The organism is Bradyrhizobium sp. PUT101 (genome assembly GCF_052043945.1).
Lineage (GTDB): Bacteria > Pseudomonadota > Alphaproteobacteria > Rhizobiales > Xanthobacteraceae > Bradyrhizobium.
The window spans coordinates 4,227,877-4,241,366 of the sequence record NZ_CP197207.1; the positions used below are offsets into that span (position 1 = coordinate 4,227,877).

A 13,490-nucleotide genomic window follows, 5' to 3' on the forward strand; every position below is an offset into this window, starting at 1 on the left:
CGTTCCCTCCCCCCTTGTGGGGGAGGGTCAGGGAGGGGGGTAGCCGCGGATGCCGCATGCAGTTGTGAGCGAACGTCAGCGCAGTCGGGCGAAACAGCTTCGCCGAGCGATGACGCGCGCCGAAACACTGCTGTGGCGCTGCCTGAAGGCCAACCGCATGGATGGTGTTGGCATCCGTCGCCAGACGCCAATCGGAAACTACATCGCCGACTTCGTGTGTTTCTCCTCTAAGCTCATCATCGAACTCGATGGAGAATCCCACGATTTCGAAGAACGCCAGAAGAAGGATGAGCGTCGCGACGCTTTCTTCGCAGCCGAGGGCTTTCAGGTTCTGCGCTTCACCAACGATCAGGTGATGACGAACCTTGAAGGAGTTGTTGAGGCAATCCGCCAGGCAGCTTCTGCCGGGGCCCGCGGCTCACCCCCCTCCCTAACCCTCGCCCACAAGGGGGGAGGGAACATTAGCACCGACCAAAGTAACTCCACCGATAAGAACCGAGGCACACAGCCATGAAATTCACCCTCTCCTGGCTGAAGGATCATCTCGAGACCGACGAGCCGCTCGACAGGCTCGCTGAGAAGCTCACCATGATCGGGCTCGAGGTCGAGAACATCGAGGACAAGGCGAAGGCGCTGAAGCCTTTCACCATCGCGAAGGTGATCTCGGCCGAGCAGCATCCGAATGCGGATCGCTTACGGGTCTGCATGGTCGACACCGGCGACGGCGGCGCGCCGGTGCAGGTGGTGTGCGGCGCGCCGAATGCGCGCGCCGGGCTCGTCAGCGTGTTCTCGCCGCCCGGCACCTACATTCCCGGCAAGGACATCACGCTCGGGGTCGGCACCATCCGCGGCGTCGAGAGCCGCGGCATGCTGTGCTCGGCGGCCGAGCTGCAGATCTCCAACGACCATGACGGCATCATGGAATTGCCGGCCGATGCGCCGATCGGCGCTGCCTACGCCGAATGGGCCGGGCTCGGCGATCCCGTGGTCGAGATCAATCTGACGCCGAACCGGCAGGACTGCACGGGCGTGCACGGCATCGCGCGCGACCTCGCCGCCGCCGACATGGGCAAGTTCAAGGATCCGACCATCAAGCCTATCAAGGGCGAATTCCCTTGTCCGGTGAAGGTCACGGTCGAGGATGCCACGTTGTGCCCGGGCTTCGCGCTTCGCCTCGTGCGCGGCGTCAGGAACGGACCGTCGCCGGAATGGCTGCAGAAGCGGCTGACCGCGATCGGACTGCGCCCGATCAACGCGCTGGTCGACATCACCAACTTCATGACGTTCGACCGCGCGCGGCCGCTGCATGTGTTCGACGCCAGGAAGGTGAAGGGCAATCTCGTGGTGCGTCGCGCCCGCGACGGCGAGAGCCTGCTGGCGCTCGACGGCCGCACCTACAATCTCGATCCCGCGATTTGCGTCATCGCGGACGAGCACGGCGTCGAATCGCTTGCCGGCATCATGGGCGGCGAGGCCTCGGGCTGCGATGATGAGACCACCGACGTGCTGATCGAATCGGCGCTGTGGAACGAGATCAACATCGCCCAGACCGGCCGCAAGCTCGGCATCAATTCCGATGCGCGCTACCGCTTCGAGCGCGGCGTCGATCCGGCCTTCATGGTGCCGGGGCTGGAGCTCGCGACCAAGCTGGTGATGGAGATGTGCGGCGGCACGCCGTCCGAGACCGTCGTGGTCGGCAAGGCCTTTGGCGATGACCGCTTGATCGAGTTTCCGGTCACCGAGGTCAAGCGGCTCTCCGGCATCGAGGTGCCGCAAGCCGAGATGAAGCGCATCCTGACCCATCTCGGCTTCATGATGGCGGGCCCCGGCCCGGTCGTGAAGGTGGCGGTGCCGTCCTGGCGCACTGACGTGCACGGCAAGGCCGACATCGTCGAGGAAATCGTCCGCATCTTCGGCGTCGACAAGGTGCCGGAGACGCCGTTCGAACGCGGCGAGGACGCGCGCAGATCCGTTTTGACCTCGCTGCAGCTGCGCACCCGCCGCGCGCGGCGCGCGCTCGCGAGCCGCGGCATGGTCGAGGCCGTGACCTGGTCGTTCATCGCAAAACCCGCGGCGAAATTATTCGGCGGCGGCCAGCGCGAGCTCGAAGTGGCGAACCCGATCGCGTCCGATCTCTCCGACATGCGCCCGACCTTGCTTGCTGGCCTGATCGCGGCCGCGCAGGCCAATGCCGATCGCGGCTTTGGCGATGTCGCGCTGTTCGAGGTCGGCCAGATCTTCAAGGGCGATCGCCCGCAGGACCAGTTCATGGCGGCAAGCGGCGTGCGCCGCGGCTTTGCTTCCTCGGAAGGTCTCGGACGGCACTGGACCGGCTCGGCGCAGGCTGACGTGTTCGACGCGAAAGCCGATGCGCTGGCGGTGCTGGCTGCGGCCGGTGCGCCGATGCAGGCGCTTCAGGTCGTGGCGGGTGGTCCTGGCTGGCTGCATCCGGGACGTTCCGGCACGATCCAGATCGGCCCGCAGAACGTGCTCGGCCATTTCGGCGAGATGCATCCCCGCGCGCTCGAGGCGCTCGGCGTCGACGGTCCGTTGATGGTGTTCGAGGTGATTCTCGACCGCATCCCCGAGGCGAAGAAGAAGCCGACCCGCGCCAAGCCGCCGATCGAGCTCTCCGCCTTCCAGCCGGTGTCGCGCGACTTCGCCTTCATCGTCGACCGCGCCGTGAAGGCCGGCGATATCGTCCGCGCCGCGCAAGCCGTCGACAAGAAGCTGATCACCGGCGTGAACGTTTTCGACGTCTACGAGGGCAAGGGCATAGATGACGGCAAGAAGTCGATCGCGATCGCGGTGACGATCCAGCCGCGCGAGAAGACCCTGACCGACCAGGAGATCGAGGCTGTCGCCGCCAAGATCGTGGCCGAAGTCACGAAGAAGACCGGCGGCACTTTGCGAGCATGATGCCGAAAAGTGTGAAGCGGCTTTCGGACAACCTCATGCCCCAGAAGCACGGAGCATGAGCCTCGCCGACTTTCTCCCGAGGGATGTCAGCCTCACCGTTGCGATGGCGCTCTGCGCCGTCGCTTTCGTTTCGGGCACCGCGCGCGGCTTCTCCGGCTTCGGCTCGGCGCTGATCTTCATGCCGCTGGCGAGCAGCATCGCTGCGCCGCGGCTCGTTGCGGCCTTGCTGCTCATCATCGACTTCGTCGCAGCCGCGCCGCTGCTGCCTGACGCATGGCGGAAGGCCGACCGCAGGGCCACCGCGGTCATCGTGCTCGGCGCGCTGATCGGCGTGCCCGTCGGCACGTATTTCCTGAGCGTGCTGCAGCCCGTCACCACGCGCTGGATCATCTCCTGCTTCGTCGCGGCGCTCCTGCTTCTGCTGCTGTCGGGCTGGCGCTATCGGGGCAAGGACCACGCCTGGCTTTCGGTCGGTATCGGCGGCCTCTCCGGCTTCTGTAGTGGCCTCGCGCAGACCGGCGGCCCGCCGATCGTCGGCTACTGGCTTGGCCGCCCGATCGCACCGATCGTCGCACGCGCCAACATCGTGCTGTTCTTCGGCGCGTCGGATTTCTTCTCAATGGTCAGTTATGCGACGACAGGCCTGATTTCGCGCGAATCGCTGGCGCTCTCGCTGGTCGTCGGTCCCGTCTATGCGATCGGCGTCGCCTTCGGCGCCTCTCTGTTCGGCCGTGCGAGCGAGAAGGTGTTTCGCGGCATTTGCTATGCGCTGATCGCGATGGCGGTGATTGCCGGGCTGCCGGTGCTGGACGGGGTGTTGCGCTGAGCTCTCTCCGCGGGTCGTTCCCGCGAAGTGTTGCGACTTTGTTGCCTATTGCCGCGGCGCGCGCCGCTTCTTCGTCGATTGCGTCGGCACTTCGGCCGGCTCGGCCTTGAGCGCGCCGATCTTGCGCAAGGCGGCATCCGCAGCGCGCTCGCCGCTTTCCCAGGCGCCGTCGACGGTGCCCCAGAGCGTCTCGTGCGTGGCTTCGCCGGCGAGGAACATGTTGCCGATCGGCTCGCCCAGGGTCTTTCGCGAAAACTGGCCGCCGGGCGCGGATGCCGACATTGCGCCCATCACATAGGGCGAGGCATTCCAGCGCGTGGCGCTGGTCTTCTGCACGGCCGAAGCGGCCTCGCGACCGAACAGTTTTGTGATCCACTCCTTCGCGAAGGCGGCCATGGCCTTCTCGCCCTGCTCGGAGAGATCGCGGCCGAAGGAGCCGCCGACATCGATCGAGCACAACGAGGAGCCGCCGATATTGGCGAACATGAGCGCCGTGCGCGTCGAATTGCTCTGCTCGATGAGGGTATCGTCGCGCGACAAGCCGAGCGGATTGCCCGGCAGTTGCAGCACGATGCGATCGTAGCTGCCCAGGGTGAGCTTCGAGGCCGCGTCCAGCGTGCGCTTGGGAATGTCGGGTGCGAACTTGATCGCGCCCGACGTCAGCACATTGGTCGAGACCGTGAGGATGGCGGCGCGTGCGGCGATCTTGCCGGCTTGCGTCTCCACGCTGACGGCGCGGTTGCTCCAGGCGATCCGGCTTGCCGGCGTCGACAGCGCCACCGGCGCCTGCTCGCCGAGTTTGGCGATCAGAGTGCCGAGGCCCTGACGGCAGGCGATCGCCGCATTGCGGTCCTGCGCGCGTCCCTTGTCGATCGCGGACAGCTCCTTCAGGTCCTTGCCGGCGAAGCTCGCACCCAGCATGAACTCGGCCGCGCCGGCCCAGTCGCCGAGATCCTTCGGCAGCACGGATGCGCAGGAGGTATCCAGCTTGCCGCGCGCGGCCTCGTCGATGGCGCGGTTGGCGCGCACCAGCGCGGCCAGGAACTGCTCGGTCTCGCCTGCGCGTGCGTTGCGGCGGCCGATGCGCATCTTCTGGCCCGATGGCGCCGGCAGCGCGTCCAGCCCGACACTGCGCGCCAGCCGGATCATCGGATTGGTGTCTGGATTGTACATCCAGCGCGCGCCGCGATCGAACGGCGTGTCGAAGGTCGTGCTGTCGGTGATGCAGCGGCCGCCAACTTGCGATGCCGCTTCCACCACGATGACCTTGCGGCCGGTCGCCATGATGCGCCGCGCCGCGGCGATTCCAGCAGTTCCCGCCCCGATCACGACGATGTCGGCCTCGCGCGGCAGGGGCGCGGCGGATGCGCGCAGGACCGGGATCGCCGCAAAGGCCGCCGACGCCGAAAGGAAACCGCGGCGCGTGATTGTCATGTCATGGTTTCCGGGGACTTGCGGCGTACAGGAACAGCCCGCGAACCTTGCCGTATCTGATGTTGCACGGCAACCATCATGGTGAATCAATCGTGCTTGATCTCACAGAGTGATGAACCGAATTGCAACACGTTTCGACCATGATAGAGAAGGGAAAAAGACGGCCGGAAAAGGCCGTGGGGGGAGTTTGACATGGGGACGGTCCTGGATTCAGTCGGCAAGCTGATTGCCGCGTACCTCTCGAAGGAGGTGCCGGGCTATGAGCCGTTCACGCCGAGCGACCCGGAGCATCTGCGCGGCGTCATCGAGCCCGGCGACGTGCTGCTGGTCGAGGGCAACAACCGCATCTCCGGCATCATCAAATATCTGACGCAGTCGACGTGGTCGCATGCCGCGCTCTATGTTGGCCCGGTCGCGGGTGCGGAGGAGGCGGACGGCGAGCCGCATGTGCTGATCGAGGCCAATATCGGCGAAGGCGTCACCTCGGCGCCGCTGTCGAAATATTTCCCCTATCACACCCGTCTCTGCCGCCCGGTCGGGCTGTCCTACGAGGACCGCACCACGGTCTGCCGCTATGCGATCAACCGCATCGGCTTCGGCTACGACACCAAGAACATCGTCGACCTCATGCGCTATCTGTTCCCGATGCCGATTCCGCAGCGCTGGCGTCGGCGCATGATCGCGATCGGCTCGGGCGACCCGACCAAGATCATCTGCTCGGCGTTGATCGCGCAGGCCTTCGATGCCGTGCGCTATCCGATCCTGCCGAAGATCACCAAGGCCGGCAGCCGCGCCGCCCGCCGCGAGATCCTGCACATCCGCGATTCCTCGCTCTACATGCCCCGCGACTTCGACATCTCGCCCTATTTCGAAGTCGTCAAACCCACCATCGTGCACGGGTTCGACTACACCGCCCTGCACTGGGCCGACAAGCAGAAGCCGCTCGAGGAGGTAGCGGGCTCGTTCGGTGTGTTTCCAGAAACGGTCATGGCGCCGCCGCTCGTTCCTGAGGCGATTGACGAAGAGGCGCCGGCTGAGATTCCGGCTGAAGAAGTGACCGTGTGCGACATGTCCGCAAAGGCAGCTTAACGCCCCAAGGTCTCCGACCATGTCCCGTTGCTGAAGAGGCTTGCGATCTACCGCCCGCGACGGCGAGGTCGCGCACGTGAGAAAGTTGCGTAGGTATCAACCCCGCCCGTGATTGCGGGGAGCTTTGGCGACGACGAGAATTACCGTTCCGCCCGCCCGATCACCGCCATCAGCTCCGCGATCTTCTCGCGCTGGTCGGCCTTGTCGCCGCTCGCAATGGCATGCTCGACGCAGTGGGCGACGTGGTCCTTCAGGATCTCCTCCTCGACCCGGCGCAGTGCGGCACGCACCGCCGAGATCTGCGTCACGATGTCGATGCAGTAGCGGTCTTCCTCTACCATTTTCGACAGGCCGCGAACCTGGCCTTCGATCCGGCCGAGACGTTTTCCGACAGATGCCTTGATGTCCTTGCGCATGAGGTCTATATACCCCTACCGGGTATGGGTTGCAAGACCAGGGTACAAGACCGGAGCATGGCAATGAACAGCAGCGAGCATCGTCACGACGCCGAAACCCATTCCGGCTGGGGCTGTTTCACGAAAGCTGCACTGCCGGCGGCGAAGCCCGCGGCATCCTCATGCTGCGGCGGCCACGGCAATCATTCCAGCCATGCCCATCATCACGGCCATGACCACGGTGAGACTAAGGTGAAAGACCCCGTCTGCGGCATGACGGTCGATCCAGCGACCTCGAAGCACCACTTCACACATCACGGCGAGACCTTCCATTTCTGCTCGGCCGGCTGCCGCACCAAGTTCGCCGCCGATCCCGCCAAGTATCTTGCGAAGGAGAAGGCACCCGAGCCCGAGATGCCCGCGGGCACCATCTACACCTGTCCGATGCACCCCGAGATCCGCCAGGTCGGTCCCGGCAGCTGTCCGATCTGCGGCATGGCGCTGGAGCCTGAAGTCGCGAGCCTGGAGACCGGCCCCAATCCGGAACTCGCCGACATGACTCGGCGATTCTGGATCGGCGGCGTGCTGTCGCTGCCGCCGGTGGTGCTGGAGATGGGCGGCCATCTCGCAGGCCCCCACAGCTGGATCGATCCGACGCTGTCGAACTGGATCCAGCTCGTCTTCGCCACGCCGGTGGTGCTGTGGGCGGGTTGGCCGTTCTTCGTTCGCGGCTGGCAGTCGCTGCTGACGCGCAACCTCAACATGTTCACGCTGATCGCGATGGGCACCGGGGTAGCCTATGTCTACAGCGTCCTCGGCACCGTCACGCCGCAGATTTTCCCCGCCACCTTCCGCGGCCATGAGGGCGCGGTCGCGGTCTATTTCGAGGCGGCTGCCGTCATCACCGTGCTGGTGCTGCTCGGCCAGGTGCTGGAGCTGCGCGCCCGCGACGCGACCTCGGGTGCGATCAAGGCGCTGCTCCAGCTTGCACCGAAGACGGCACGCCGCGTCGATGCTGACGGCAGCGAGCACGAGGTCGAGATCGACACGCTTCATGCCGGCGACTCCTTGCGCGTTCGTCCCGGCGAGAAGGTGCCGGTTGACGGCATCATCCTGGAGGGCCGCTCCTCGCTCGACGAATCCCTGGTCACCGGCGAATCCATGCCGGTTACCAAGGAGACCGGCGCCAAGGTCATTGCCGGCACGCTGAACCAGTCTGGCAGCTTCGTGATGCGCGCGGACAAGGTCGGGCGCGAGACGCTGCTGTCGCAGATCGTGCAGATGGTCGCGGACGCGCAGCGCTCGCGCGCGCCGATCCAGCGCCTGGCCGACCAGGTCTCCGGCTGGTTCGTGCCGATGGTGATCGTCGTCGCACTCGCTGCCTTCGGCGCCTGGGCCTGGTTCGGACCGGAGCCGCGGCTGGCCTTCGGTCTGGTCGCTGCCGTCAGCGTGCTGATCATCGCTTGCCCCTGTGCGCTCGGCCTCGCGACCCCCATGTCGATCATGGTCGGCGTCGGCCGCGGTGCGCAGGGCGGCGTCCTGATCAAGAACGCCGAGGCGCTGGAGCGCATGGAGAAGATCGACACGCTGGTGGTCGACAAGACCGGCACGCTGACCGAGGGCAAGCCCAAGGTGGTCGCGATCGTGCCGGCGGCTGGCTTTGCGGAAGACGACATCCTTCGACTTGCGGCCAGCGTCGAGCGCGCCAGCGAGCATCCTTTGGCTGACGCCATCGTGCGCGCGGCCAAGGAGAAGCAGCTCACGCTTGGCCAGGTCGAGCAATTCGATTCGCCGACGGGCAAGGGCGCGACCGGCAGGGTCGACGGCAAGACCATCGTGCTCGGCAATGCAAAATACCTGACGTCGATCGGCATCGAGACCAAGACGCTCGACACCGAGGCCGAACGGCTCCGTGGCGACGGCGCCACCGTGATCAACATGGCCGTCGACGGCCGGCTGGCCGGCCTGTTCGCGATCGCCGATCCGGTCAAGGCCTCGACCCCGGAGGCGCTGAAGGCGCTCGCCGCGGAAGGCATCAGGGTCATCATGCTGACCGGCGACAACCGCACCACGGCCGAGGCCGTGGCGCGCCGGCTCGGCATCGCCGATGTCGAGGCCGAGGTGCTGCCGGACCAGAAGAGCGCGGTGGTCACCAAGCTGCAGAAGGCCGGCCGCAGCGTCGCGATGGCCGGCGACGGCGTCAACGACGCGCCGGCGCTGGCGGCCGCCGAGGTCGGCATCGCCATGGGCACCGGCACAGACGTGGCGATGGAGAGCGCCGGCGTCACGCTGCTCAAGGGCGATCTCGTCGGCATCGTGCGGGCGCGAAAACTGTCGCAGGCGACGATGAGCAACATCCGCCAGAACCTGTTTTTCGCCTTCATCTACAACGCCGCCGGCATTCCGATCGCCGCCGGGGTGCTCTATCCCACCTTTGGCGTGCTGCTTTCGCCGATCATCGCCGCAGCGGCGATGGCGCTGTCCTCGGTGAGCGTGGTCGGCAATGCGCTGCGCCTGCGCACGACGCGGCTGTGAGCTACTGGCACACTCCCTCGCCTCCCCTTGGTGGAAAGGCTACAAAAGCCCGGTAGCCCGATGGAGAGGACCCGATGCAGCGGATAACGATCACGATCGAGGACGATCTCCTGGCGGAGATCGACGCCGCGGCGGAGGCGCGCGGCTACCAGAACCGCTCCGAGATCATTCGCGATCTCGCCCGCGCCGGCCTGCAACAGAGCACGGAGGACACGGCACAGACCGGCCAATGCGTGGCCGGTCTCGTCTATGTCTACGACCACGCCGCGCGCGATCTCTCAAAGCGCCTGGTGCAGGAATTCCACGGCCATCACGACCTCGCGCTGGCGACGCTGCACGTCCATCTCGACGATAACAACTGCATGGAGATGACGGCGTTGCGCGGCAGCGCCTCCGAAGTCAGGCACTTCGCCGACCACATCATCGCCGAACGCGGCGTGCGCTACGGCCGGGTGGTGATGATTCCGACCGGCGAAGGGAAGCAGGCGAAGGCGCGCAAGCACAGGCACGGGTAGACAGTAGCTCTCGTGCCCCGGACGCGGCGCAGCGCTTCTTCAGCGGTGCTGCCGCAGAGCCGGGGCCATCTCGCCGCAAGCGCCTGGGTCCGGGCCGCGCGTTAAGCCGCAGGCGGGAAAGTCAGCCTTGCCGAAGCCGCCCTGCATCTCTACTTCTCGCAGATAGTCTACCTGAGAGGATGCCCCATGCTGGATGCCGCCATCAAGGCGCTGTCGCAAATGATCTCGCCGCCGATGCGCTCGATCCTGTGGCGATCGGTCGGCTTGGCGCTGGTGCTGATCACCGTACTGGCGATCGGCCTGCAGCGGCTCCTCAGCTGGTTTGCGACCAATGGCGAGGTCTGGCTGGAAGGCCTGCTCGGACCGGGCTGGCATTCATCGATCGAAGTCCTGTCCTGGATCGTCTCGATCGCGGCGGGCCTGGGAGTCGTGTTCGGCGGCATCTTCCTGATGCCCGCGATCACCTCGCTGGTGGCGAGCCTGTTCGTCGACGACGTCGCCGACATCGTCGAGCGCGAGCACTATCCGGCCGAGCGGCCCGGCGTGGCGCTGCCGTTCAGCCAGGCGATCCTCGAGGGCATCAAGACCGCGCTCTTGACGATTGTGATCTATCTCGTCGCCTTGCCGCTGGTGTTGTTCGCCGGCGCGGGTTTCCTGATCTTCTTCCTCGCCGCGGCCTGGCTGCTCGGCCGCGAATATTTCGAACTCGCCGCGATGCGCTTCCGCACCCCGGAGGAAGCCAAGGCGATGCGGCGCGACCATGCCGCAACCATCTTCACCGCCGGCCTGTTCATCGCCGCCTTCGTCTCGATCCCGATCGTCAACCTGGCGACGCCGATCTTCGGCATGGCCTTCATGGTCCACATGCACAAGCGGCTATCAGGCCCGCGGCCCGAGCTGATCGAGCCGGCGCGGCAGGTGCGGTGAACTCCTCACCCTCTCCCCGACGGGGAGACACCCCGTTTGACAACGAATAGCACTCAGCTCACCTGCACCCCACACTTTCGCAGCAGCATCCTGGCGAAGCCGAACGGCGCCGGCGCGAAGGGACCCGTCGGCGCGCGGGAGACCAGCGCGACGATGCCGAGTGCGATCACCGCGAGCCAGAAACACAGCCAGAAGCCGTCGATATAGGCGAGCACATTGGCCTCGCGCTGCACGATGCCCGCCAGCGTGCCGACCGCGCGCGCCTGCGCCGTTCCTGTGCCATGGGCGGCGAAGTGATCGGCGAGCTGCTTCAGCCTCTCCACTACATCGACATCGCCGACCGCAAGGTTCTGGCCGAGATAGAAAGAATGGACCTGCTCCCGCACGCGCAGCCAGGTGCCCATCAGCGCCACGCCGATCTCGGCGCCGCCGAGACGCATGATCTGGATATAGGCGGCAAAGGATGTGGCCCGGCTGGGATCGGAGTTGGAGAGCAGCGTGATGATCAACGGCAGCAAGGTGAGCGACTGCCCGATCGCCTGGAGCAGCACGATGCCGACGAAGTCCTCGCGCGCCCAGTCGTGGCTGAGCCGGGTGCCCCAGAGATTCGCCGCGGCGAAGCAGGCAAAGCCCACGACGATCACCGTCCGCGTATCGAAATGCCGCAGCAGCCAGATCGAGACCGGCACCAGCACGAACATCGGCAACGCGCCACAGGTGAGCAGCAAGAGGCCGCTCTGCTCGGGCCTGAGCAGCGCGATGGTGGCGAGGAAGTTCGGCACCAGCGACGCATTGGACAGGCTGGTCAGCGTGTAGAGCAGGATCAGGACCAGTCCCAGGCCGATGTTGCGCGAGAACAGCACGTTGACATGTGCCCAGGGCTGCCGCACCAGGGACTCGTTGACGAGGAAGGCCAGAAACAGCACCGCGCCACCAGCCAGCAGTGCCATCACCGTGCCGGAACCGAGCCAGTCCAGCCGGTTGCCCTGGTCGAGCCCCGCATAGATCATCGACACCGAGGCGCCGAGCAGCAGCATGCCGCCCCAATCGGCCTCGCGCAGCAGCGCGCGGTTCACCGGCTCGTTCGGCGTGCCCAGATAGACCATCAGGCCCATCAAGGGCGCGATCACCACGCCTTGCCAGTACAGCCATTGCCAGCCGAGATGGTCGACATAGAAGCCGACGAGCGAGGTCGAGGTGTCCAACGCGAAGCCGACGCGGATCGCATAGATCGAGATCGCCGGCAGCCACCAGCGGATCGGCAGATTGCGGAACACGATCATCAGCGTCGCCGGCACGAAGGTGCCGAGCAAGAGACCATGCACTACGCTGAGCGCGAGCAATGTCGGATAGTCGTGCACGAACGGAATGATGAACGAGACGGCGGCATAGACGAGGCTGGGGATGCCGAGCACGCGGCGCAGGCCGAACACCGTGGCAAGCCAGGCCACCGCAGGCGCGATGAAGATCTGCGAGCCGATGCCGGCGGTCGAGAGCCAGGCGCCCTCGTCGAAGCCGAGCGAGAACGCGCCGCGCAGGTCCGGCAGGCCGACCGTGGTCAGCCGGCTGTCGAAATTGGCGAGGAACGAGCCGAGCAGCACCGCCGCGACGGCGAACAGGGGTTGCGGCGCGACGCCGCCGCGCGAGAGCGGCTCGCGGCCGGCATCGTCATTTTCGGCCATTCGCGGCCTTCGTATCGATGCTGGTGACCACCGACATGCCCGGTACCAGCCGCGCCAGCAGCGGCTGGTTATCATCGAACTGAATGCGCACGGGAATGCGCTGCACGACCTTTGTGAAATTGCCTGTTGCGTTGTCGGGCGGCAGCAGCGCCACCTGTGCACCCGTCGCCGGCGCAATGCGCTCGACCCTGCCGCGCAGCTTCTCGCGCGGGAAACTGTCGACGGTGATCTCGACCGGCTGGCCCGGTACCACGTGTGTGAGCTGGGTCTCCTTGTAGTTCGCGATCACATAGACCTTGGGCAGCGGCACCACGTTGATGAGGTTGGTGCCGATATTGACGTAATCGCCGGGCTGCACCTGGCGCTCGCCGACAACGCCGTCGAACGGCGCGGTGATCTTCGTGTAACCAAGCTTGAGCTTCGTACCCGCCAGCGTCGCCTTCGCCGCCTCGACATCGGCGGCGCGCTGCTTCCTGGTACCTTGCAGGACTTCGAGCTGGTGCTGCTGGGCGGCGATCACGGCGCGGCTCGCGCGCACGTCGGCCTGTGCCTTGGCGTAAGCGGCGACCGCCTGCTCGAGGCGCTGGCGCGTGCCGGACTCGGTCTGCGACAGCGATTGCTGACGCTCCTGCTCCTGCCGTGCCTCGACCTCCAAGGCCTCCGCAGACAGCCGCGCGGCCTGCGCCTGCGCGATCGTTGCATATTGCAGCTCGATCTGGTTGGCGAGATTGTCGAGCGCGGCTTGCGCCGCGGCGACCGCAGCTTCGGCCTGCGCGACTTGCGCCTCGTAATCGGCAGGATCGATCTGGATCAGGAGGTCACCGGCCTTGACGCGCTGGAAATCGGTGATCCCCACGCTGAGCACTTCGCCCGAGACACGGCTCGACAGACGCGTCAGCTCGGCGCGCACATAGGCGTCATTGGTGGTCTGGATCACCGCATTGCCGACCCACTCGTCGAAGCGCAGCGTCGCCAGCGCCACGAAGGCGAGCGCGACGATGACCGCAAACAGCGGGATCGCGAGCCGGCCCCAGAGCGGCGTGGCCGGCCGCTGTGTCGGCTTCGGCGCTGAGGCTGGCGGTGCGGGTGGTGCGTTCTGTTCTTGTTGACTCACGAGATCACCTCAACCCGGCGCCGCTAAAACACAAATCCCGCCTTGTCATTCCGG

11 protein-coding genes are annotated in these 13,490 nt (G+C 66.1%); 7 read left to right on the plus strand and 4 right to left on the minus strand.

From position 1 onward, the window contains the following. Window positions 1–49 precede the first annotated feature (49 nt). The 3 genes from ACSHT2_RS20480 to ACSHT2_RS20490 are packed head-to-tail and all read left to right on the plus strand — an operon-like array spanning window position 50 to window position 3,745. The gene (locus tag ACSHT2_RS20480; protein WP_440636117.1) at window positions 50–514 is read left to right on the plus strand and encodes an endonuclease domain-containing protein; all 465 of its coding nucleotides are present in this window, start codon (window positions 50–52) and stop codon (window positions 512–514) included. Then, a complete protein-coding gene (pheT, locus tag ACSHT2_RS20485; protein ID WP_440636118.1) occupies window positions 511–2,919 on the plus strand; it encodes a phenylalanine--tRNA ligase subunit beta in 2,409 nt (802 codons plus the stop codon). Before ACSHT2_RS20480 ends, pheT begins: the two co-directional genes overlap by 4 nt. 55 nt (window positions 2,920–2,974) lie before the next feature. After that, entirely contained in the window at window positions 2,975–3,745 is a 771-nt protein-coding gene (locus ACSHT2_RS20490) for a sulfite exporter TauE/SafE family protein (protein WP_440636120.1), read from the plus strand. A gap of 45 nt (window positions 3,746–3,790) precedes the next feature. Here the strand turns inward: ACSHT2_RS20490 and ACSHT2_RS20495 are convergent, their stop codons facing one another. Continuing rightward, window positions 3,791–5,179, minus strand: coding sequence for a flavin monoamine oxidase family protein (locus ACSHT2_RS20495; RefSeq protein WP_440636121.1), 1,389 nt, complete (start codon window positions 5,177–5,179; stop codon window positions 3,791–3,793). A 192-nt stretch (window positions 5,180–5,371) separates the two neighbouring features. Between ACSHT2_RS20495 and ACSHT2_RS20500 the strand changes: the two genes are divergently transcribed. Further along, window positions 5,372–6,268, plus strand: a complete 897-nt coding sequence (locus tag ACSHT2_RS20500) for a YiiX/YebB-like N1pC/P60 family cysteine hydrolase (RefSeq protein WP_440636122.1) — start codon at window positions 5,372–5,374, stop codon at window positions 6,266–6,268. A 140-nt stretch (window positions 6,269–6,408) separates the two neighbouring features. Here ACSHT2_RS20500 and ACSHT2_RS20505 read toward each other — a convergent pair whose 3' ends face one another. After that, window positions 6,409–6,684 (minus strand): metal-sensitive transcriptional regulator, encoded by a 276-nt coding sequence (locus tag ACSHT2_RS20505; RefSeq protein WP_024338640.1) that lies wholly within the window; start codon window positions 6,682–6,684, stop codon window positions 6,409–6,411. A 63-nt stretch (window positions 6,685–6,747) separates the two neighbouring features. Between ACSHT2_RS20505 and ACSHT2_RS20510 the strand changes: the two genes are divergently transcribed. The 3 genes from ACSHT2_RS20510 to ACSHT2_RS20520 all read left to right on the plus strand — a co-directional run bounded on the left by ACSHT2_RS20510 (window position 6,748) and on the right by ACSHT2_RS20520 (window position 10,640). Beyond that, window positions 6,748–9,198 (plus strand): heavy metal translocating P-type ATPase, encoded by a 2,451-nt coding sequence (locus ACSHT2_RS20510; protein ID WP_440636123.1) that lies wholly within the window; start codon window positions 6,748–6,750, stop codon window positions 9,196–9,198. Between the two features lie 74 nt (window positions 9,199–9,272). Next, window positions 9,273–9,713: a nickel-responsive transcriptional regulator NikR gene (gene nikR / locus ACSHT2_RS20515; RefSeq protein ID WP_440636125.1), complete on the plus strand. Its 441-nt coding sequence runs from the start codon at window positions 9,273–9,275 to the stop codon at window positions 9,711–9,713. A 186-nt stretch (window positions 9,714–9,899) separates the two neighbouring features. Further along, window positions 9,900–10,640 (plus strand): sulfate transporter family protein, encoded by a 741-nt coding sequence (locus tag ACSHT2_RS20520; RefSeq protein ID WP_440636126.1) that lies wholly within the window; start codon window positions 9,900–9,902, stop codon window positions 10,638–10,640. Window positions 10,641–10,693: 53 nt separating this feature from the next. Here ACSHT2_RS20520 and ACSHT2_RS20525 read toward each other — a convergent pair whose 3' ends face one another. Continuing rightward, on the minus strand, window positions 10,694–12,322 hold the full coding sequence (locus tag ACSHT2_RS20525) for an MFS transporter (protein WP_440636127.1): 1,629 nt from the start codon (window positions 12,320–12,322) through the stop codon (window positions 10,694–10,696). Continuing rightward, complete coding sequence (locus ACSHT2_RS20530; protein ID WP_440636128.1) at window positions 12,309–13,436, minus strand: HlyD family secretion protein; 1,128 nt, start codon at window positions 13,434–13,436, stop codon at window positions 12,309–12,311. The genes ACSHT2_RS20525 and ACSHT2_RS20530 overlap by 14 nt, the downstream gene beginning before the upstream one ends. Window positions 13,437–13,490 lie beyond the last annotated feature (54 nt).

What these genes read in the sequence shown, in the direction of transcription:
- ACSHT2_RS20510 (WP_440636123.1), top strand. Translation starts at nt 6,748, where the DNA reads ATGAACAGCAGCGAGCATCGTCACGACGCCGAAACCCATTCCGGCTGG.
- ACSHT2_RS20525 (WP_440636127.1), bottom strand. Translation starts at nt 12,322, where the DNA reads ATGGCCGAAAATGACGATGCCGGCCGCGAGCCGCTCTCGCGCGGCGGC.
- ACSHT2_RS20520 (WP_440636126.1), top strand. Translation starts at nt 9,900, where the DNA reads ATGCTGGATGCCGCCATCAAGGCGCTGTCGCAAATGATCTCGCCGCCG.
- ACSHT2_RS20495 (WP_440636121.1), bottom strand. Translation starts at nt 5,179, where the DNA reads ATGACAATCACGCGCCGCGGTTTCCTTTCGGCGTCGGCGGCCTTTGCG.
- ACSHT2_RS20480 (WP_440636117.1), top strand. Translation starts at nt 50, where the DNA reads ATGCCGCATGCAGTTGTGAGCGAACGTCAGCGCAGTCGGGCGAAACAG.
- ACSHT2_RS20500 (WP_440636122.1), top strand. Translation starts at nt 5,372, where the DNA reads ATGGGGACGGTCCTGGATTCAGTCGGCAAGCTGATTGCCGCGTACCTC.
- pheT (WP_440636118.1), top strand. Translation starts at nt 511, where the DNA reads ATGAAATTCACCCTCTCCTGGCTGAAGGATCATCTCGAGACCGACGAG.
- nikR (WP_440636125.1), top strand. Translation starts at nt 9,273, where the DNA reads ATGCAGCGGATAACGATCACGATCGAGGACGATCTCCTGGCGGAGATC.
- ACSHT2_RS20490 (WP_440636120.1), top strand. Translation starts at nt 2,975, where the DNA reads ATGAGCCTCGCCGACTTTCTCCCGAGGGATGTCAGCCTCACCGTTGCG.
- ACSHT2_RS20505 (WP_024338640.1), bottom strand. Translation starts at nt 6,684, where the DNA reads ATGCGCAAGGACATCAAGGCATCTGTCGGAAAACGTCTCGGCCGGATC.